Source organism: Priestia sp. TRM10 (assembly GCF_057808375.1).
Map to the genome: position 1 here is coordinate 471096 of NZ_JBJZOT010000002.1, position 20801 is coordinate 491896.

Below are 20801 nucleotides of genomic sequence, written 5' to 3' on the forward strand. Positions count from 1 at the left end.
TATGATAGCGTTTACAAAACTTATAGTAATAGAAAAAATTAATTTTGTCCACCTTTCATGGACAAAAAATCAGAATTTTATTTACAAATAATTCTTTAGTCCTTAAGGATCCCCATTTCATAAACATGCTCAAATTCAATTCAATTCTTTTGATTAGTCTGTTGGAGCGATAATAAAATACTAACCAAGCGCAGTATAGTCGATATTCTATAACTACAGAGGTAAAGAAGGAATCTTCTAACTCCTATTGAAGTAATGTAGCCATAAGATAAATTTAAGGGAGAGGAATATGGGATGAAAAAGAAGCTGAACAAGTTATAACCTCTTTTTATTTTGCTGTTTTCACATCACCCACGCCCTCCTCCATGGCTAAGTTAAAACAAACTAAATATTTCAAGTCTCAAGGAGGGATATGGAATGAGAACTGAACAAGAAATGATGAATACAATCATGAACATTGCCCAAAATGACGATCGGATTCGAGCGGTATACATGAATGGCTCACGAACAAATCCTCATGTTCCGAAAGATATTTTCCAAGATTATGATATCGTTTATGTAGTGACAGAAACTTTACCTTTTATAAAAGACAAAAAATGGCTAAATCTGTTTGGTGACGTACTTCTCATGCAGGAACCAGATAAAAACGATCATTCTCAAAATAGTGCTATAGCTTCCCCTTGTTCATATAGATATCTTATGCTTTTTACAGACGGTACTCGAATAGATCTTCATATTGAAAAAAAGGAATATATGCAGGAGCATTATGGTCATGAAAAACTAACTCTTCCACTATTTGATAAAGATCATATTTTATCGCCTATCCCCTCTCCTATAGATGCGGATTATCATGTAGAAAAACCATCAGAGTTTATGTTCACCGAGTGCTGTAATGATTTTTGGTGGAACCTTCAAAACGTAGCAAAAGGCATTTGGCGTGATGAACTTCCATATGCTAAAGGAATGTTTGAATGTGTTATTAGATCAAGGCTAGATGAAATGGTATCATGGTGGATTGGCAGTCAGCACAACTTCGAAATTTCAGTAGGTAAAATGGGGAAATATTTCAAAAATCACCTTCCTAAAGAGTACTGGGAAATGTACAAAAAATCATATGGGGACGATAACTATGATACCTTTTGGAATGCAATATTTGTTACCTGTGAACTGTTTAGACATTTAGGAAAAGATGTGGCTAGAAACTTATTGTTCACTTACCACATTGAGGAAGATCAGAATATGGTGAGCTACCTTACACATGTGAGACATTTACCTTCTGATGCTGAGAGTATTTATTAAAGAAAAATCTTTAGCTCCTATACGAAAGAGCACGTTTTAATGAAAATAAAACGTGCTTTTTCTTCTTTAAATAGGCAGAAAATACACCATATATGGAGAGTTTATGCTTCGCTCGACTCTTTTGAAGACAATTTCTTGTTACATGGGAAGCATATCAACTGACCATTTCGGATAATAATTCCATCTAAAAATCCATCCAAACAATAAATGTCTCTCTTGCATTCAATGCATACTCCAACGGGCTCTTTCACTCTTCTCCCTCCCTCAGATGTTCTCATTCATAATAAAACATTTAAATGGGTTATTTTTCATCCCTTTGTTTTTTATATGGATTAACTAGAGGAAAAGCGATTTCCTACAATAAAACAAAATATTGTAAGGAATGTAATAAATAAATAGTAAAAAACGTTCAACATCTTGATAAAAGCCTAGTAATGCTTTAACCTTTTCATCAGGGAGTGAAAATTATGAGGGAAAATATTTCCGATATTGACTATAAACAAGTAATGGAATATGCATTAGATCCACTTATCATCCATTCAAATCATAAAATTATATATGTGAATCACGCAGCTGAAGAGTTTTTTAGAGGTACAAAAGAAGAGATTATTGGTGCAAGTCCATTAGATATCTTTCAAGAAACTTCTAAAGAAGCTATAAGAACAAGAATTCAATCTGCTTATGAACGTCCAGCAGAGCTCATTGAGGAAACGATATACAGATTGGATGGGACAACAGTTAACGTTGAATTATACTGTCACCCTATATTAATGGGAAATACAAAAGTAATCCAAACTTATGTCAGAGATATAACAACAAGAAAAGAACATGAGAAAAAACAAAAAGAAATCGTACAGCAAATAAACGAACTGTCTGCAACCCTTGTTCCTCTTTTAGATGGAATTGCAATCCTCCCATTAGTAGGCTCTATAGATGAGGAAAGAGCACATCAACTTTTAACAGATGTCCCCATAAAGGTACAGACTCAAAAAGTAAATTGTTTAATTATCGACTTTTCAGGTATTTATAAATTAGATTCAATTGTAACAGAGCACCTTTTTAAAATTAATCATGTAATGTCATTACTTGGCGTTCATTGTATTTTAACAGGATTAAGACCAGAGCTAGCTTTATCTGCTGTACAACTAGGTATTAATCTTGAAGGGACTTTAAAAATGGCTACTGTAAAAGACGCCCTGCACTCTTTAGGTATCATTTTCACTAGTGATTCCTCAAAATAAATAATGTGAAGTGAAACAAACGTGTTTTATGGATATTTTATTCATATCATGTAATTTAAAGGAAAAAAAGGCTTGAGTTGAAATAAACTCAAGCCTTTTTACTTGTTACGTAAAAGTACATTTGTTTTTACAAGTTTTTTAAATAATGCCAATCCAGATTTTAAGAGCAGTAGCCAAAATGAATAGAGCTAATAGCCATTGTAAAAACTTTGCCTTCATTCTTTGTCCTAGATGAGCTCCTAGCGGAGATGCTAGTAGACTAGCAATAATCAGAATGGAAGCAGGTACAAAGAGAACTTGACCTGTACTAACTTTTCCAATAACTGTTCCCATAGAAGAGATAAAGGTAATAGCTAGAGAAGAAGCAATCGTTGTTCTTGTTGAAATGTTCAATACACCAAGCATAATAGGAACCAATATGAAGGCTCCTCCCGCTCCTAAAACCCCAGATATTCCTCCAATGATAAAAGCTAAAGAGGAAGCTAACCATTTATTAAAAGTCACTTTTCTATTTGCCACGTCTTCTCTCTTTGTTTTAGCAGTAAACATGAAAATAACAGCTATAAGAGCTAATACTCCATATATACAATTCATTCCTTTTTCAGATAGTAAATGAGAAAAGTAACTCCCTGCTATGCTGCTGATAAAAATGCTGATTCCCATATATATAATTAACTTTTTGTGTAAAAATCCGCTTTTTCGATAGGCCCAAACCCCACTGATTGTAGAAAAAAACACTTGGATAGCCCCGATTCCCGCAACTTCATGTGCTGTTAATGACATTACCCCTACTAACGGAGGAAAATACAATAACATAGGATAGTTGATAACAGATCCTCCAATGCCTATCATCCCGGATATAAAAGAACCTATAACCCCAATGATAAAAAGAGTTATAACAAATGTAATATCCATTAGGGTTTCCTCCCTTTCAAGATGAAGAGGTATCCTTTCATTCGATCTCCTTCCATCTTGATTGTTCCTTATCCTTTTTTAATCCAAAATGTTAATACATTGTCCTCTTCCACTTGTTTTAAAAGTTCATGGCCACTTGAATTAGTCCAAGCGGTAAAGTCATTTTTAGCTCCCTTGTCTGTTACATGGATTTCTAAAATTTCACCTTGTTGTAACTCATTGATTGCTTTCTTTGTTTTAATAATGGGCATAGGACATGCTAATTTTTTTGCATCTAATACTTTATCTGATTTCATATTTACAGCTCCTCTGTTATCGTCTTATCAACCTTTTCATATTTTCTATTTATCGAATAGCACAGCGATTTGGTCCAATTTCCATTTCACGTTGCTTTTCTTCATCAGGATTTCTTTTCCCCATATTTGTTTCACGAATTTCTTGATATGCATGTGGTTGAGGCGGTAGATAATCTGTCACTAAGTGTTTAAATTCTCTCTCATCCTCAATATTTAAACCATGATTTTTAGCAAACAACGTATTTAGTGTTTTGGCTACACTTCCATCTTCATTTAACTCGTTAATCAACATAAAGTGAGCTGGTAGGACAATTAATTCATCCCATAACTCTTTGTATCGCTTGTAGAGCGTTTCTCTTAAATCGCTTATCCAATCTTCCGCCATACCGGCTAGATCTGGTCTACCAATCGAGTCAATGAACAGAATATCGCCTGAAAGAAGATACTGTTTATCGATGATAAAAGAAGTCGAACCAATCGTATGACCTGGAGAGTAAAGAGCTTGAATAGAAACGTCTGTATTTCCAATAGTAATAACCGTTTCTTCTAATGGTTCATAATCAAACTCAACTTCTTTAGCATCTTTTTCTGGTAACCAGTAAGTTGCTTTTGTTGCTTCTGCAAGTGATCTTCCACCTGAAATATGATCTGCATGGAGATGTGTATCAAATACATGAGTAATGGTTGCTCCGATTTCCTTTGAAAAATCCACATAAATATCTGTCATACGTGTAGCATCTATCACAACTGCTTCTTTATTTGCTATAACCATGTATGAGAGACACCCTTTACCGATTCGAACAAATTGATATATCTCTCCACCACCTTTTAGATCTTCTACTTTTACAGGCTCCACATGTTCACTCCATGCTCTCATCCCCCCTTTCAGATATGCCACAGTAAGACCAGCTTCTGAAAGCATATCAGCTACCATAATTGAAGAACCTTCTTTAGCACAAACAACTAAAATCTCTTTATTAGGAGGCATTTTTTCTAAAATCTCCTCTACTCCATCTAGAAGATCAAAGTAAGGTACATTGAGATATTCAAAATAATGGCCTTCAATCTTCCAATCCTTAAAATCATGTTCATTACGAACATCTAAAATAAATAAGGGTTCTTTATTAAATATTTTTTGGGTGATCTCTTTTGCGGTAAGAGTATATACAGACACTTAAAATACCCCCAGTAGTATATTTTGTAGTAAAAAAATTTCATAAAGATTAGAATATAAATCATGCTTTTTTTCTCTCGAAATAGTTCAAAGTTGCTCTGTTTTACCTCTCCAATCACACATCCCTGGCACAACATTAATCACCTTTTTAAAACCTTGTTTTCTCATAGTTTGAGCTGCGATTTCACTTCTTTTTCCAGAATGACAAATAACATAGATTTCCTCATCTTTGTTTAACTCATTTGAACGCTTTTCAACTTCACTAAGAGGAATATGAATCACTCCTGGAATATGAGCTTGTTTATATTCCTCTATTTCACGAACATCTAAAATACAAGTCTGTTTATTACTTTCAACTTTCTTTCTGAATACTTCTAGTGAAATAGTAGGAATAGCAAATCTCTCCTCTGAGAGATGATCGCCATCTTTACAAAGAAAATGATGAAGTATATTTCCTTCTATTTTCGTTTCTAAATATTTGTGACCTGTCTTTTTTGCCCAAGCTTGTAAATCTGCTGTCGAGCCTTTATCTGTTGCTTGCACTTCTAATACTTGTCCAGCCTTTAACTCATCCATTTTCTTTTTTGTTCTTACGATAGGCATTGGACATGCTAATCCTTTTGCATCTAACACAACATCTGCTTTTATCATTCTTATTCCTCCTTATTCTATATAGGGAGCGGGGTATATTAGAGTTTAAAAATTATTTTTCTTACGCTCAATACCTCTATCATTTTCTAAGATAATTTTTGTTTCTATGTTATGAGAAATCTCTATATCCAAGTATTCATTCCACCTTTTATATTCGTTACTCTTTTAAACCCAAGCTTTGTTAACAATCGACTTCCTTTAGCGCTTCTCATACCGCTTTGACAAATTACAAAAACTTCTCTCTCCTTTGAAAGATGATGAGACTGTTGACGGAGTTCTGCAAGAGGAATATTCTGAAATCCTTTAATATGTTTTGTGCGGAACTCGGAAGGTGTACGAACATCTATAAACTGTTTCTTTTTGTCTTCCAACTCCCTTTTTAACTCTGTTGTTGTAATTTGTTTCATTCCTTTTCTAGTAATAAAACGTTGAAATACAAACAATAAAATGAACCCAAAGATAAGTATGTTAATGAAAATACTCTCGTTCATCGTCTTTATTACACTCCTTTTGTTCTGTGAGGCTTTTTAACTTATTAGATGAATAAATTCACATTTCCCTCTTCTGCATCTGCTAAGTAAGCTGCTACACCTGCATATTCGATATCATTCAGCAATTCTTCTTTCTGTAACCCAAGAAGATCCATCGTCATTGTGCAAGCTACTAGGTTCACATCTTGTTCCTGTGCCATTTCAATCAGCTGTGTTAATGTTAGAGCATTATGTTTCTTCATAACGTGCTTAATCATTTTAGGCCCTATCCCACCGAAATGCATTTTTGACAATCCCATTTTATCTGCGCCACGAGGCATCATTTTAGCAAACATCTTTTCTAACAGTCCTTTACTAACAGGAGCTGCTGTTTCCTGACGCAAAGCATTTAATCCCCAAAATGTATGAAAAATAGTTACTTTATGATCATAAGCTGCTGCTCCGTTGGCAATAATATAAGCTGCCATTGCTTTATCGTAATCTCCACTAAATAATACAATGGTTGTTCGTTTCTTTTGTTCGGTCATAATAATTCTCCTTCTCTTCGTCCAAATACCTATAGGGGTATAATAGCAAAAAAAAATTATAAATTTCAAGTTTAAGCATTACTTACGATGATTAATTACATATACCCGTATAGGTATATAAATGTGTGTAATAAAGTACGTCAACCTTTAATCAATAAGGTTGATGAACTTTATTATCTGCTTTTGACTAATAATTCGACAGCTTCTCTTACTAGATTTTCTGTACTTTCCCCTTTTTCAATGCTTTCACGCACACACTGCTCTAAATTTTCGCTTACAATAACGCCCATAGTTCGATCTATAGCGCTTCTGGCAGCTGATAATTGAGTTACGATATCTCTACAATCTTTATTTTGTTCCATCATACTTAGCACACCTTTAATCTGCCCTTCAATTCGGCGCAAACGATTTTTCACTTTTTGATTATATTCCAAAATTCAACACTCCTTTCTTTTCTATTTAGGATAAGTGGTTCTAAAAAACGATATTCCTAGCTTCTCAACCTAAAAGTATTCCTTCGTTTACAAGAAGAACAATGAAGATTACAGCACTAATACTATACACCCCAAGGTATAAAGTCAAGTTTGAAAATTATCTACATACATTAAAAATTCATCTCCGTATGGAGGATAAGTAACCTCAAAAGCTTCTTTTACCAACAAAAAAATCACTTTCTACAATAAGACCTATAATAAAATTAAAGCATTAAAAGATATTTCCTTTCAATTAAAATATGGAAAATGGTAGCTATTATGTAGATGAGCGATTTAGGAAAAAGCACATCGCTAAATATCTTAAGAGCTCTTAATAAACTAATAATAAATAAGCAAAAGAGGATCTATATTAGTAGATCCTCTCTGTTATTTCTCTATTACTTTTCCCCTCTTTTTATAATGCTTAGGATGATAAAAAGAAGAATGTCCCTAACATAAAAGCCTAGAAACTCTATCGTGTTAAAACTCTTTGCGGCTATAAATCACTCTGCAAATGAAGTATGAAATCGTAAAGCATAGTACTGAGACTATAAGGTGTATAATCGCAAAGATTTCATCACTATTTTGCCCCTCTAAAGAAAACAAACCACCTAATAAAAACCACAGTCCAAATGAAAAACCTATACTGCTTCCCATTACTATTTCTGACTTTTTGGTTCCTAAAATATATGTTAAAGGATATGCTAAAGCCCCTATACATAATGCTAGCGATACTCCTTTAGCTACAAGAGCGAAAGAAGAAGTAGTAAACTGAAACCAATCTAAAAAATTAGCAATTAGCATCCCTAAAGATGTAACTGTAATCCCAAGGATAACGAGAAGTAAAAACGTAAAGTACTTACTACTAATAATATGAGCTCTTTTGACAGGAAGGGTAATTTCGTATTTGTTCCACCCTGATTCATTATCATGTTTTAACGTTTCCAAAGAAGTTATGGCTAATAGAAAAAAAGGAGCTAAGAATGCCATTCTCAATACTGGACCTTGATCGGCGGCCATTAACACAAATGGAATCGCTACAATAGCGAAAAGCATACATACTTTAATGCTTTTTTCAATCGAATATAAATTACTTAATAAGAGTCCCTTCACGTTTCATGTCCCCTTTCATTAATAGCAATGTAATATCATCAATTGTAAAGTCTTTGTTTTGATATTGCAGAGGAAGTTCTTTGCTGTAAGGTAAGAGAATATCAAACATACCATTGTCACGCTTACGTATGCTAATGCTCTCCTCTGCAATTGCCTCTACATCATGAGCTTTACATTGAACAATAGTGTAATTGTTTAATAATTCCTCTGTGCTAACCCTTAACACAATCTCTCCTTTCTTGATAAATACGAGTTGATCTGCTATTTTCTCAATATCACTCGTAATATGAGAAGATAGAAAAATTGACCGCTTTTGGTCTTTTACAAACTCTGAAAACACGTCCAATACGTCTTCTCGTGCAACAGGATCAAGCCCTGCTGTTGCCTCGTCTAATATTAAAATTTTCGCATCATGGGAAAGAGCCACCGCAAGCGAGACTTTCATTGACATGCCTTTTGAAAAACTCTTTATCGTCTGTTTTTTAGGGAGAGAAAACACATCAATATAATGTGAATACGTCTCACTGTTCCAGTTTTTGTAGACATGTTTCATTACTTTTCCTAGCTTTGTTACGTCCAAATTACCAGGGAAATTCATGCTGTCATACACAACACCAATATGTTCTTTTAACTCATTTTTTTCATCGCTCATTTCTTCGCCAAATGCTCTTATGTAGCCGCTATCCTTTCTTAATGTTCCAAGTATCGTACCCATGGTGCTTGTTTTCCCTGCTCCATTTTCTCCAATAAATCCGACAATAGAGCCATAAGGTACAGAAAAAGATATGTCTTTTAGAGAAAAACCCGATTTTGAAAATGACTTTTGTAGATTTTCTACTTCTAATGCATGTTCCACTATTAATCCTCCTCGTTAAAAAGAAAAGAATGTTATAATAATCATTCTTTTCTGAATTTATTACATTTAATGATAGATTAGTTCGTTGTATAATATGGTTATTTTGTTACAAAAAAGGATTATATTAATCTTTCTCTTTTTAGCTAACAAATAGAAATACACAAAATAAGTTTGGGTAAGGTTGCTTAGCTTTCTAATAGAAAGCTTTCATTTAATTGTTTTTGTACAAATTTATTTATATGTTGCAAAGCTTGATTAGCTAACAATTTATTATAATGACTTGAGAAAGGATTCATAAACCCATGAGATCCTTCAAACCTTTTTATCTCTAAGAATGAATCTCTTTTTTCCTCTAACAGATCTACTAGTTTAGGAACATCAAATGATTTTTCTTTATTTGCAAATATAAGTAATGTAGGACAAACAGGCTTAACATCTACATAATGGCGGATGCGCGATCCGTAACAACCTATTATAAAATCACATATGTTATTTCTTCCACATAACCATGATATTGTTGCTCCAACACTAAACCCCATAACTCCAACCTTCCTATACTGTTGCTTCAGGTTAAGGATGACTCGATTGATTTGGAGCACTCCGTTTTCAAACCCTATGTTTTGTATAAAATTCTTATAAGCATGTTCTTCTTCCGCATCTGAATAAGAAATATCATTATGTAATAAATTAGGACATATTACATCTATCCCTAACTTTGATAACCTCTTCTTCATATATTGCATATGTTCATTAACTCCATATATTTCATGAACTAGTATAATTGCCATATTATACTTCTCCACTACACCCCTCCTATTCTTTTACTTTTTATTTCTGGTTCACATGAGATTTCTTCTTAATACTAAAAGAGGGCTTAAAAAATGAAGAAGCCTTTTCAATCACATTGATTATTATACCTAACTTGGAAATTAGTTACAATAAAAATATAAGGATAACAGACTATTATCCTGTTACCCTCTTTTTTATAAAGCGAATGAAAATGAAGCTCTTTAAAAGTTTGCATAATTAGATTTTTAAAGAGCTTTTGTTTTAAGAAAATTTTAGATAACTATAAGTCTCTAACTTACAATGATAGACAATACTAAGCCAAAATTGCTTTTCTGAAAGTATAAGAATCTTAGTTATTTTACCGGAACACAAATTTCACAATAATCCTGATTAATCAGTTCACCGCTATATCTTTCAAAAATGGGTTTATCATCAATTTGATAATCGCTGTTTCGCAATTCAGTGAAAATTCCATCCCATGCTTGTTGGATGTCTTCTGCTGTATGTTTTACTTTATAGATCGCATATTTCCCACCAGATAGCTCACCTTCACTCACAGCCTCATCAATCTCATAATCATTTGAAATGACAAGACAAGCATCATAGCGGCATTTTTCAGGAGGAGTTGTGTCAGGATGATCCTGCGCAATTCCAAGTATTATCGCCTTCTCATGGAGTAGATTATTGTCTTTAGCCCAGTTTTTTAAGTTCTCCATTGTTTGACTATTATGAGGGCCATATGGACCAACTTGTCTTACATATGCAATGCGATAGTTTGGTAAATTTTCAATCTTAATCTTCATAGATCATTTCTCCTTTTCGTTGATATTTCCTACATTGTCAAAATTATCATGTTATAAAAAAATAAACACTTAAATTTTTAAAATTTTTATTGTATAAAAAATCAAAGAACTTCATTCATATAAAAAAGCTATCCACATTTATGGATAGCTTTTTCTGTGCTTTGTTAGCCTTTCTGAAGTTGTTGATCTTTTCGCTTTAGCGTTAGCGCCAATATGAAAGCAAGAGCTGCAAAACCTAAAGCTGTATAATATACGGTATGCACACCTTCTGTCATCCCTTGTACTTCAAGAAGAGATTGTTCCCCTCCCTCTGCACGTTCTATAAATCGTTGTGACGCCATTGTCATAATGCTTGTATAAAGAGCCGGCCCAATCGCACCTGAAACTTGGTTAATCGTATTTGAAATCGCTGAACCATGCGCATGCAGTTCTTTTGGAACTTGATTGAGAGCAAGCGTCATTGCAGGCCCTACGCTTAGACCTACACCGATCGTAAAGAAAGCATATAAAATCGTTGCTTCAGTTGTTGTTGTATCACTCGAAATTCTTGTAAATAAGCTTAGCATGATGATAAGAAGAATAAGACCTACAACAAGAAGAGGCTTGAAACCTATTTTATCGAATAATCTTCCTCCAATCATGGCTGTAAAAGCAAGCGTAATTCCACCTGGCAGCATAAGAAAGCCTGTTTGGAGTGGAGACAATGATGCTGCTGTTTGGAAATAAAGAGGTAAAATAAGCATCATAGAAAACTGAATCATCATAACGAGAAACATTAAAAGAATGCCTCTTGAGAAAATAGATGATGTAAAGGGTGTCATGCTAATCATTGGTGAGGTCATTTTTGTTTGTTTTCTCACAAAGATAGCAAGAGCAATAATGCCAATTGCAAGTGTAATCCATACCGATGGATTCCCCCACCCAGAACCTTCACCAGCTACACTAAAGCCATAAACAACTCCGCCAAAACCTAGCGTTGAAAGCACCACAGATGGAATATGAATCTTTGGTCTTGAGGTTTCTAACACGTTTTTTAATTTAAAAGCGGCAAATAATAAAATAAGAACCGCTGCAACCAGAAGACCTAGAAAGATAATTCGCCACGAATAATACTGAATGGCAATCCCTGAAAGGACAGGTCCAATAGCGGGAGCAAATAAAATAGCAACTTGGAAAACGCCCATTACTGTCCCTCGTTTATGTACAGGCACAAGCGTTAACATCGTACTCATCACTAATGGTAAAACAAGACCTGTGCCTAAGGCTTGAATCATTCTTCCCATTAACAATATAGAAAAAAGCGGTGTCATAAAGGCCATCAATGACCCTACTACATATAAGCTCATCGCTGTTATAAATAACTGTCTAAGTGTAAATCGTTGAATTAAAAAGGCAGATACAGGGACAGATACGCCAATAATGAGCATATATCCGGTTGTGAGCCACTGAGCAGAACTTGTAGGAACATGAAACTCTGAAATAATCATTGGTAAAGCCACATTCATGACGGTTTCACTAATTAAACATAAAAAGTTTCCTAGAATTAAGATGAAGAGAATAAGCTTACTTTGTCCACTCATCTTTTCGTTGTTTGTCATTTCATTCTTCCCCCTTTAGTATTTTATTTTCTAGTTGTAAGGATATCATAATGAAATATGTAGCTCTAGACATATGAATATTGAAAGAATTAGATGTTTTTCACGATTTAAGAACGAGAATTTGATTTCTTTCTACTCTTTTTCTTATATGTAAAAAGCACAGAAAATAAAAGACCCCCACCAATTGTAAGAGGCAGAAATATTATAACAAAATAGGTATTTATAGGAATTTATAGGAATATAAAATACATATGGTAAATAATTTAGGAGAAATAGGTATATAAATAAGGTCGTAATTTCCAATAAGGTTTTCACTCTAATCCCCTTTACATTGGATATCTATTCTGTGCTTTTGTCCATCTCATTCTACTACCTTTCCTTTTGTTCATAATCGCAACCTAAAACTCTTGACCTGGGGTGTACTCTAGGTTATATATTGTTCTCATAATATAAAAATCTCAATAAGAGGAGAAAAAAGATGTCTAAAAATTATACAATGAAAGAACTTGTTGAACAATGTGAGGTAAGTGAAGATACTCTGCGTTATTATGAAAAAATGGAACTTTTACCTCCTGTTGGCCGAAAAGCAAACGGACATCGAGTATACAAGGAAGTTCATAAAGAAACTCTTAAAATGATTAAATGCCTTAAGAAAACTGGCATGTCCCTTCAGCAATTAAAACCCATTCTGCTCCTTCAGCAAGAGCAAAACAAGGAAATACCATACGATTGGCATGAAATGTTGACTGCTTACCAATTGAAAATAAAACAGCAGCAGAAAGAGCTACAAGAAGCATGGGAAATGATTGAGGAGAAAAAGCTAAAAGAGGAGAAGTTTGGCCACTACCCTTCATTGTCCCTCCAATCAAAAAAATCGTCCGAATAATTAATTCTTGCTTGACCTTGTGTAAACACCAGGTTGTATGGTTGGAACTAAAGTTTCCTTATATAAAAGGATGCTTTAGTAATTTGAAGAGGAGAAAAAAGATGAAGAATGTAGAGAATAAAGTTTGTATTGGTAAAACAGGATTGCAAAGTTCTAAAATGGGATTCGGTGCAGGCGTTGTTGGCAATGCAATGATGTATCCCAAAATGGATGACCATAAAAGTGAAGAATTGCTGTATTCCGCTCTAAGTCACGATATCGGGATGATTGATACAGCATATCTTTACGGGATGGGACGATCTGAAGAATTAATTGGGGAAGTCATTCGTAAACAAGGAGTACGCGATCAGTTAATTCTTTCTACAAAAGCGTCTTCAAATCCGCAGTTTGGAGAAGATGGGTTGAAGGTGGACAATAGTCCTTCAGCATTACGTGAGGCTGTTAATGATAGTTTAAAAAGACTTAAAACAGATTATATTGATATTTTCTACCTTCATTTCCCAAACAGCTCTACTCCTTTACTTGAATCAGCTTTTACACTTGCACAATTGAAAAAAGAAGGGAAAATCAGAGCTGTTGGTGCTTCTAATCTCAGTTTCGAGCAGCTTCAAGAGTTTAATAAAGAAGGCTATTTAGATGTTCTTCAAGCAGAATATTCCCTGTTAGTCCGAACGGTAGAAAAAGATATTATTCCTTATTGTTTAAAAAACAATATATCCCTTATTCCTTTCTTTCCATTAGCTTCAGGTTTACTTGCTGGTGCGTATAAGGAAGACGACGTGTTCACGGATACGTCTCGCTCGAATAACCCCTTATTTCAAAAAGATGCTTTCCTTGCAAATTTAAAACGAGTAGATCAATTAAAAGAATTTGCAAAAAGAAAAGAAGTACAACCTGCTCAAATTGCACTTGCTTGGCTATTAACGCGTCCATCTGTAGATGTGATTATTCCCGGAGCAACGAGACCTGATCAAATAAACTCAAATCTTCAAGCGCTAAACATACAATTAACGGAGAACGAACTTTATAAGCTTGATCATATCTTTGACCAAAATAATGAATAAGAATCAAACTTTCTTTTTGCTCAGAGAATTGAACAATATAAACGTATAGGACATCATGACTTCCTATATGTAGAAAACGTTACAAAAGAGCCTTTATTAATAAAGGCTCTTTTGCATTGAATTTCTTCTTAAAAATGAGTGCTCTCTCTACAAAAAACGATAGGAAATACTTTATATCTCTTACACTTTCTTTTTCTATTTTCATATATTAATTATTATGATATATAGGGAGGATCCTTATGAGCGAATTTGAGCAGTTTCAATTGTTTCTCAACCAAACTAGGAAGCGATATAAATACTGTCTAAGACGCTTTGGCTATTCTTCTCCTATTACTGAAAAAGCAGCTCAGCGGCTCGTTATCCTACTAAGAGTTGAAGAGGCGTACCTTAACAAATCAGGACTTTTCAAATGAAATGTACGGAAGCTGTTTTTCACTCTTATTCGTTGGACAATCTTTATTCCGCTACTCCCTCTATAGAGTTTAACTTTAAATTTATAAAGCTTCACCATAACTAAGAGAACGGGTTATGCCAAAAATAAACGAGCAATCAAAGTAAACATTCTGAAATAGATGAACAAGAAAACCACCTTTTGAGGGTAATCTCTCAAAAGGTGGTTTTTATTATCTTTACTTTCCTATATTCAATACTGTTTCTTTAAAACTTTCATAAACATATGACCATAAAACAGATTCATTCATATAACGCTTTTGTAAAGATTTTATCACTTCTTCCTGCTTTTCTGAGAAAGAAGGATCTTCTTTTGGTGGAAGAGCTGAGCGCACTTCGTTGACGAGTTCTTGCACTTTTGGCGCGCGCGGTCCCCATTTTCCAATTAGCTCCCCTTCATTATTAAGAATGAGCACTATTGGAATAGCACGTCCTCCACTTGTAAGATGGCGGTCAATTAAATCCGTATCTTTATCGCGTAAAGCAACGCGAACTTCTACATCCGCTGCTTCCGCTATCTTTCGAATCACGGGATTAATCATCATTGCGTCTCCACACCAATCTTCTGTAATAATCAAGAAATGAAGATTTTGTGTTTTTAACTGCTCTGCAAACTCATCTTGAGGAAGCTGAAACGCGTTATACACAGAAAAGCTTTCTTCTTTTAATGTACTCATTTCCTCCATATATGTTTGAAGTGTTTTTCCTTCTTCAAAATACTGTTGTTCTGTTTTCATACTACTACCTCTTTTACTATAATATTGATAACTATACCATACTAAATTTTTAACTTTTTCTCGACTATTATGCCCTATTTATCTCATTTCACAGATAAAAACATCCTCAAAATTACTTTGTTCTTATGAACTGTTGCCTTAAAGTTCACTTTAAGGTCTATAATGAAAAGAATAAAGGAAATCATGGAGGATACAATGGGACTTTATATAAAAGAAGCAGCCGAAAAAGTCGGATTACCAACACATACACTACGCTATTACGAACAAGAAGGACTTCTTCCTTTTTTAAAACGGGATGAAAATGGAAATCGTATTTTTGAGGAAAGCGACTTATCTTGGTTAGAACTGATTATCTGTTTACGAAAAACAGATATTGCTCTTTCTAAGCTGCGTGAGATTGTGGAATTAACAACAGAAGGTGATTGGACAATTCCACAGCGAAAGAAAATTCTCGAAGAGCACAAAGAGAAAATGTTTGAAAAACAAAGGGAGTTAGATCGAGCTTTTGCTAAAATTGATCATAAGCTCCACTATTATGATGAGTTAGAAGAGAACGCTAAAAATAAATCATAAAAAACGCCGTAGGCATCTAGTCTACGGCATTTTTTATGATTATATTTTGAGATACTATAATGTTGCCACATCAATGACAAAGCGGTAGCGAACATCACTTTTTAAAACGCGCTCATATGCTTCGTCCACTTGACTTGCATTGATAACTTCAATTTGAGGAGCAATCCTATGCTCTGCTGCAAAATCAAGCATCTCTTGCGTTTCTTTAATACCACCAACAAGAGAACCTGCAATACTGCGACGTCCCATAATTAAAGAGAACACGCTATATTGATCAGGCTCAGCTGGAGCCCCTACATTTACAAGCGTACCATCAATGCGAAGAAGAGATAAATAAGCATCAACCTCAAGGTTCGCTGATACAGTATTTAAAATTACGTCAAAGCGACCTGCTAATTCTTTAAACGTCTCTTCATTGCTTGTTGCGAAATAGTGGTCGGCTCCAAAGCTTAACGCTTCACTTTCTTTGTTCATAGAGCGGCTTAATACCGTTACTTCTGCTCCCATTGCATGAGCAAATTGAATGGCTACATGACCAAGACCACCCATACCAACGATTGCTACTTTCTTACCAGGTCCTACATTCCAATGTTTTAGAGGAGAGTATGTTGTAATACCTGCACATAGTAGTGGGCTCGCTACGTCCATTTCTAAAGCGTCTGGAATACGAACAACAAATCTTTCTTTTACAACGATTTTTTGGCTGTAACCGCCGTATGTTTGTTCCCCATCATAATCTAATGAATTGTACGTTTGCACAACGCCTTTTTTACAATATTGCTCATCACCAGCTAAGCAGTATTCACACTCTCCGCATGAATCTACGAAACAACCAACTCCAACGCGGTCTCCTACTGCATATTTTGTTACGTTTCGGCCAACAGCTTCGACAACTCCCGCAATTTCATGTCCAGGTACCATTGGGAACATGCCTCCTCCCCATTCATCAAAAGCACTATGAATATCAGAGTGACAAATTCCACTGAACTTAATATCAATTAACACATCGTCTGGACGTAATGCTCTTCTTTCTATTGTTGTTGTTTCAAATGGGGCTTTCGCATTTGAAACACTTAATACACGTGTTGGCGTTGTGTTTGTATGTTGATTACACATAAGGAATAACACAATCCTTTCTCAATAATTTGTTATGCTGTAAAGCTACAAAACTAGCATAATCCTTAAAGTACACTTTAAGGCAAGAGATTTTCCTCAAATATTTTAAAACTATGGAAAAGAACCTTCTTTTTCTCTGTTTTCTTTACAGAAAGCTATTAGAGAGAAAATCTAATAAAGTTTCTTTCAAAGTAAGGTGCTCATTTTATAGATAGATTGTTTTTTCTCTACTATATTCTCTCTTCTAGGCATAAAAATAATATAAATTGTTACTATTTAGAGGGGGCGTTTTTAACTTTGAATAAAAAGGCAAATAAATATCATCAAAATCTTGTTGATCAACCAGGATATGTTAATCATATGCCTGCTTCTCATTCTCCTATTTATCCGATTGCAGGAGTTCCGCAACCTAACCAATATGTAACAGGATTAGATCCTGTATTTGTGCAACATCTAAGTAGACATCAAGGTCAAAAAATTGCGGTGATGACAACAGGAGGTAGAATTGAAGGAATAAATGCTGGAGTTGCTGTAGATCATATTCAAATTAATTTGGAAGATCGTTCTACCCATATCCGAATCTCACAAATCATTTATTTTGAAGGTCCTTTGGCTTCTTACAGAAAATGAATAAGTGATAATAACATCTTGACTTCCTTTCATAAAAAACAACTACCTTTTCTCATTTCAAGAAAAGGTAGTTGTCTCCTTTTCATTCTATTTAAAAATGAAAAGGAGATAGTTAGTATAGTTCTTGGAAGGTTCCCTCTTTCTTCATATTACTTAACCCTATGAAAGGTAACCGTTAGTTAAAATACAGTATAGTACTCCTACTACTAATCAATAATCGTTATCTTTTCTACAATATCTTCACGCGGCTGAGCCTCTGGAACGTTATCGAATTTACCAATCATTAATATACCGACAATCTTTTCGTTTTCTCCTACTCCTACGGATTGTTGGAAAGATGAACTGTGAATTAATTTTCCAGTTTTCCATAGAACACCGATTTTGTTTTCCCAAGCTAACAGAAGGAAATTTTGAATTAAAGCAGATACAGCACTAAGGTCTTCTTCTTGTTTTAAAGGGTCTGTATTTTCAGGCATGATTACCACAATATTAGCCTGAGCTTGAGTGAATTTTTCTATTTTTTTAGAAGGAATATTATCGGATGATTGAAGTAAAATATCCCTAAGTTTTTCTTTGCCATCTCCATGAAACAATACAAAACGCCAAGGTTCACGTAACTTATGATTTGGAGCCCATGTTGCGTCTCTTAGCATGTCAACTATGGTATCTAAAGAGATAACCTCATTATTAAAATTTCTAATTGTTCGTCTCTGTTTAATAACTTCCCTTATTGATGTAGTCATATTGTTCTCTCCTCATATTATGTAATAACCATTTCTCTGTAACGTTTTTTAAAGCTAAAATCGACAATCAAAGTTTAAACTTAAGAGGTTTTACCCGTGTTATTCTTTATAAAAAAGCGAATAGCTTGCGATATATCCATCTTATGTTTTGAACAAAAGTTCAGTAAAGCATCATACGTATTTTCATCTAATCTCACATGAATAGAGTGGTTAAGGTTCCCCTTCTCTTCTTTTAGAAAATGTTTCTTTCCTCCATGTTTATGTGTCCCTCTTTTTCGGTGAAAAGAGATAGTAACAGAACCCTGTTCCTCAATAGCCTTGTCACCTTCATTTTCTATCCAAACCTCTTGTATGTGGTGTTCATAGTTTTTAAGGTGGTTGTTTAGCTCTTCTCCTTCTATTCCTTTTCTTTTCGCTTTATGAACAAATTTTCGTTTCATAAATTCTTCATACTGGGTATAACTCTTAAATGTTATGGTTCTCATTTCACTTCACCATTTCTATTCTTGGTATACGTAGGTACATCTAATTGATAACCATTATTCCGTGTAACGATAATGGTTATCAATTATGTTGAATAAATCATAATCTAGATTTTATTAATTGTCAATTCATAATAGAAAAAACTACTGATTATGAACTGCACCCCGATTGTTAGATACAATCTAACAATTGGAGGTGCAGTTTTTTCTATTCGTTTCCTCTACTACGATAAATTGCTTTTTTAATCCATAAAATCATTTACTTTGTATTTGCTCTATATGCTTCTTCATAAATCTTCTCAATTTCTTTAACCGTTAACCATCTTGGATTATTGTTGAGCAAACGATCAATTTTACTTGCTTCTTCTGCGAGGTTTGGAATATCTTCTGCTGTAACCCCTACATCTTTTAAACTAGAAGGAATTCCTATATCTTGAGCTAATTGAGTTAATGCATAAACCGTACAATTCGCTGCTTCCCTCAACGAAAGACCTTCTATATTTTCCCCTAATGCTTTAGCAACTTCTGCAAATTTTTCTAAATCAGCCACCACATTATATTTCATTACAAAAGGAAGAAGAAGAGAATTTGCGACTCCATGAGGAACTTTAAATTTCCCGCCAAGTGGATAAGCAAGTGCATGAACTGCACCAACGCCCGCATTCCCTAGTGAAATACCTGCAAGCAAACTGCCCATTGCCATATCTTCACGTGCTTTTACGTCTTTTCCATTGTACACAGCTTTATGTAACGAACGAGAAATTAGTTTAATCGCTTGTAAAGCAATTCCATCCGTTAATTCTCCAGCGCGAATAGCTGTATAAGATTCAACAGCATGAACAAGAGCATCCATCCCTGTTGCTGCAGTTACTGATGGAGGAACCGTTAACGTTAATGCTGGATCTACAATTGCTACTTTAGGAAGAAGGTAAGGACTAACAATCCCTTTTTTCACCTTATCCCTCACATCTGTGAAAATAGCGTTGTATGTAACTTCAGAACCTGTTCCAGCAGTAGTAGGCACTAGAATTGTAGGAATTCCTGCATTTTGGACCTTTTCAATTCCTACCAAGTCTCGTACATTCTCTTGATTAGTTAACATAATAGAAAGAACTTTGGTGGCATCGAGCACGCTCCCTCCCCCTACACCAATAAGAAGATCATACTCTTTTCCTTCGAGTTGAATCATCATTTGTTCCAAGTTTTCAAATGGAGGCTCAGGCATTACTTCATCCATAATGTCTACGGCTAAATCAATCTCTTCTAAAGGGGAAATAACTCTAGATAGGAGGCCAGTCTGTTGAATAACCTTATCTGTTATAATCATAGCTTTTTTTGAGCCTAACTTTTTAGCTTCTTCTCCTATTTTAGAGATAGAATCCCTTCCTGTAATCAAAGTTTGAGCTGTCCGAAAATAAGAAATGGTCATAATACTTCCTCCCTATAGTGAGTTGATGCTCTTTAATTTGAGCTCAGATGTACTTTGTTTCTTAACTTAACGCTGAATTTTCTTTTAAAAAGATTACTATCAAAAGAAATTCTCGTTTTCTCTTTGAAGACCTTTAAAATTGGCATAATTGTCGAAAAAGGTCTTTATAAATTACTTGAATCAAAACAAAAGAATTAGGAGGAAATGATTCTACTTTACTAACTGTGAAAGAAATTTCTTAAAGAACCAATAAAGCTATGAAAAAGTAATCATAGCAAAAGCCATTCAGATATCTTTGTATATGGAATTCAAATCATTTAGGATATAATAATGTGAAGAGAAATGATTTCTGGACATGCAAAAGGCCCCTATCCAATGGATAAGGGCTTAATTTGTGTTATCATCCAACTTTTGTTGAATGAACAACAGAACTATGTGTTTTTATTGTTCACTTTAATTGTCTAT

The 20801-nt window shown here is 34.4% G+C and carries 25 protein-coding genes; 7 read left to right on the top strand and 18 right to left on the bottom strand.

All coding sequences use genetic code 11. From position 1 onward, the window contains the following. Positions 1–417: 417 nt before the first annotated feature. Positions 418–1299 (top strand): aminoglycoside 6-adenylyltransferase, encoded by an 882-nt coding sequence (locus tag ACK3CR_RS02365; RefSeq protein WP_488974686.1) that lies wholly within the window; start codon positions 418–420, stop codon positions 1297–1299. 101 nt (positions 1300–1400) lie between these two features. Here the strand turns inward: ACK3CR_RS02365 and ACK3CR_RS02370 are convergent, their stop codons facing one another. After that, positions 1401–1550: a hypothetical protein gene (locus ACK3CR_RS02370; RefSeq protein WP_328123706.1), complete on the bottom strand. Its 150-nt coding sequence runs from the start codon at positions 1548–1550 to the stop codon at positions 1401–1403. 216 nt (positions 1551–1766) lie between these two features. On the opposite strand from ACK3CR_RS02370, the gene ACK3CR_RS02375 reads away from it, so the two are divergent. Continuing rightward, positions 1767–2540, top strand: coding sequence for a PAS domain S-box protein (locus tag ACK3CR_RS02375; RefSeq protein WP_430238454.1), 774 nt, complete (start codon positions 1767–1769; stop codon positions 2538–2540). Between the two features lie 138 nt (positions 2541–2678). On the opposite strand, the gene ACK3CR_RS02380 is transcribed toward ACK3CR_RS02375, so the two are convergent. From ACK3CR_RS02380 to ACK3CR_RS02435, 12 genes are all read right to left on the bottom strand, one after another. Next, complete coding sequence (locus tag ACK3CR_RS02380; protein WP_488974687.1) at positions 2679–3455, bottom strand: sulfite exporter TauE/SafE family protein; 777 nt, start codon at positions 3453–3455, stop codon at positions 2679–2681. Positions 3456–3523: 68 nt separating this feature from the next. Further along, entirely contained in the window at positions 3524–3751 is a 228-nt protein-coding gene (locus ACK3CR_RS02385) for a sulfurtransferase TusA family protein (RefSeq protein WP_243509236.1), read from the bottom strand. A gap of 49 nt (positions 3752–3800) precedes the next feature. Next, on the bottom strand, positions 3801–4925 hold the full coding sequence (locus tag ACK3CR_RS02390; protein ID WP_488974688.1) for an MBL fold metallo-hydrolase: 1125 nt from the start codon (positions 4923–4925) through the stop codon (positions 3801–3803). A gap of 87 nt (positions 4926–5012) precedes the next feature. Further along, positions 5013–5576, bottom strand: coding sequence for a sulfurtransferase TusA family protein (locus ACK3CR_RS02395; protein WP_488974689.1), 564 nt, complete (start codon positions 5574–5576; stop codon positions 5013–5015). A 122-nt stretch (positions 5577–5698) separates the two neighbouring features. Further along, entirely contained in the window at positions 5699–6067 is a 369-nt protein-coding gene (locus ACK3CR_RS02400) for a rhodanese-like domain-containing protein (RefSeq protein WP_328123709.1), read from the bottom strand. A 44-nt stretch (positions 6068–6111) separates the two neighbouring features. Further along, positions 6112–6594 (bottom strand): DsrE/DsrF/DrsH-like family protein, encoded by a 483-nt coding sequence (locus ACK3CR_RS02405; RefSeq protein WP_430238444.1) that lies wholly within the window; start codon positions 6592–6594, stop codon positions 6112–6114. 173 nt (positions 6595–6767) lie between these two features. After that, entirely contained in the window at positions 6768–7028 is a 261-nt protein-coding gene (locus tag ACK3CR_RS02410) for a metal-sensitive transcriptional regulator (protein WP_430238442.1), read from the bottom strand. Between the two features lie 519 nt (positions 7029–7547). Beyond that, positions 7548–8180 (bottom strand): ABC-2 transporter permease, encoded by a 633-nt coding sequence (locus tag ACK3CR_RS02415; RefSeq protein WP_328123710.1) that lies wholly within the window; start codon positions 8178–8180, stop codon positions 7548–7550. Then, positions 8158–9036, bottom strand: coding sequence for an ABC transporter ATP-binding protein (locus ACK3CR_RS02420; RefSeq protein WP_430238438.1), 879 nt, complete (start codon positions 9034–9036; stop codon positions 8158–8160). The genes ACK3CR_RS02415 and ACK3CR_RS02420 overlap by 23 nt, the downstream gene beginning before the upstream one ends. A 185-nt stretch (positions 9037–9221) precedes the next feature. Further along, the gene (locus tag ACK3CR_RS02425) at positions 9222–9839 is read right to left on the bottom strand and encodes a dienelactone hydrolase family protein (protein WP_243509213.1); all 618 of its coding nucleotides are present in this window, start codon (positions 9837–9839) and stop codon (positions 9222–9224) included. A 339-nt stretch (positions 9840–10178) separates the two neighbouring features. Next, positions 10179–10628, bottom strand: coding sequence for an AraC family transcriptional regulator (locus ACK3CR_RS02430; RefSeq protein ID WP_430238436.1), 450 nt, complete (start codon positions 10626–10628; stop codon positions 10179–10181). Between the two features lie 164 nt (positions 10629–10792). Further along, the gene (locus ACK3CR_RS02435) at positions 10793–12226 is read right to left on the bottom strand and encodes a DHA2 family efflux MFS transporter permease subunit (RefSeq protein ID WP_410915383.1); all 1434 of its coding nucleotides are present in this window, start codon (positions 12224–12226) and stop codon (positions 10793–10795) included. 478 nt (positions 12227–12704) lie between these two features. On the opposite strand from ACK3CR_RS02435, the gene ACK3CR_RS02440 reads away from it, so the two are divergent. The 3 genes from ACK3CR_RS02440 (at position 12705) to ACK3CR_RS02450 (ending at position 14589) form a co-directional block, all read left to right on the top strand. Next, positions 12705–13112 carry a MerR family transcriptional regulator gene (locus ACK3CR_RS02440; RefSeq protein ID WP_488974690.1) on the top strand — a complete coding sequence of 136 codons (408 nt, stop codon included), beginning with the start codon at positions 12705–12707 and terminating at the stop codon, positions 13110–13112. A 101-nt stretch (positions 13113–13213) separates the two neighbouring features. After that, the gene (locus ACK3CR_RS02445; protein WP_488974691.1) at positions 13214–14176 is read left to right on the top strand and encodes an aldo/keto reductase; all 963 of its coding nucleotides are present in this window, start codon (positions 13214–13216) and stop codon (positions 14174–14176) included. A gap of 239 nt (positions 14177–14415) precedes the next feature. Then, positions 14416–14589 (top strand): hypothetical protein, encoded by a 174-nt coding sequence (locus ACK3CR_RS02450; protein WP_243509197.1) that lies wholly within the window; start codon positions 14416–14418, stop codon positions 14587–14589. Between the two features lie 216 nt (positions 14590–14805). Here the strand turns inward: ACK3CR_RS02450 and ACK3CR_RS02455 are convergent, their stop codons facing one another. After that, a complete protein-coding gene (locus tag ACK3CR_RS02455; protein ID WP_480380599.1) occupies positions 14806–15363 on the bottom strand; it encodes a thioredoxin family protein in 558 nt (185 codons plus the stop codon). Positions 15364–15558: 195 nt separating this feature from the next. Between ACK3CR_RS02455 and ACK3CR_RS02460 the strand changes: the two genes are divergently transcribed. Further along, positions 15559–15936, top strand: coding sequence for a MerR family transcriptional regulator (locus tag ACK3CR_RS02460; protein ID WP_243509192.1), 378 nt, complete (start codon positions 15559–15561; stop codon positions 15934–15936). Positions 15937–15990: 54 nt separating this feature from the next. Here the strand turns inward: ACK3CR_RS02460 and ACK3CR_RS02465 are convergent, their stop codons facing one another. Beyond that, positions 15991–17052, bottom strand: coding sequence for an NAD(P)-dependent alcohol dehydrogenase (locus ACK3CR_RS02465; RefSeq protein WP_243509189.1), 1062 nt, complete (start codon positions 17050–17052; stop codon positions 15991–15993). Positions 17053–17349: 297 nt separating this feature from the next. Between ACK3CR_RS02465 and ACK3CR_RS02470 the strand changes: the two genes are divergently transcribed. After that, entirely contained in the window at positions 17350–17682 is a 333-nt protein-coding gene (locus ACK3CR_RS02470) for a DUF2642 domain-containing protein (RefSeq protein WP_019394194.1), read from the top strand. A gap of 206 nt (positions 17683–17888) precedes the next feature. On the opposite strand, the gene ACK3CR_RS02475 is transcribed toward ACK3CR_RS02470, so the two are convergent. The 3 genes from ACK3CR_RS02475 to ACK3CR_RS02485 form a co-directional block, all read right to left on the bottom strand. Continuing rightward, positions 17889–18425, bottom strand: coding sequence for a nitroreductase family protein (locus tag ACK3CR_RS02475; protein ID WP_243509186.1), 537 nt, complete (start codon positions 18423–18425; stop codon positions 17889–17891). Between the two features lie 80 nt (positions 18426–18505). Beyond that, complete coding sequence (locus ACK3CR_RS02480; RefSeq protein ID WP_243509183.1) at positions 18506–18910, bottom strand: hypothetical protein; 405 nt, start codon at positions 18908–18910, stop codon at positions 18506–18508. Between the two features lie 256 nt (positions 18911–19166). Next, a complete protein-coding gene (locus ACK3CR_RS02485; RefSeq protein WP_488974692.1) occupies positions 19167–20336 on the bottom strand; it encodes an iron-containing alcohol dehydrogenase in 1170 nt (389 codons plus the stop codon). Positions 20337–20801: the final 465 nt, after the last annotated feature.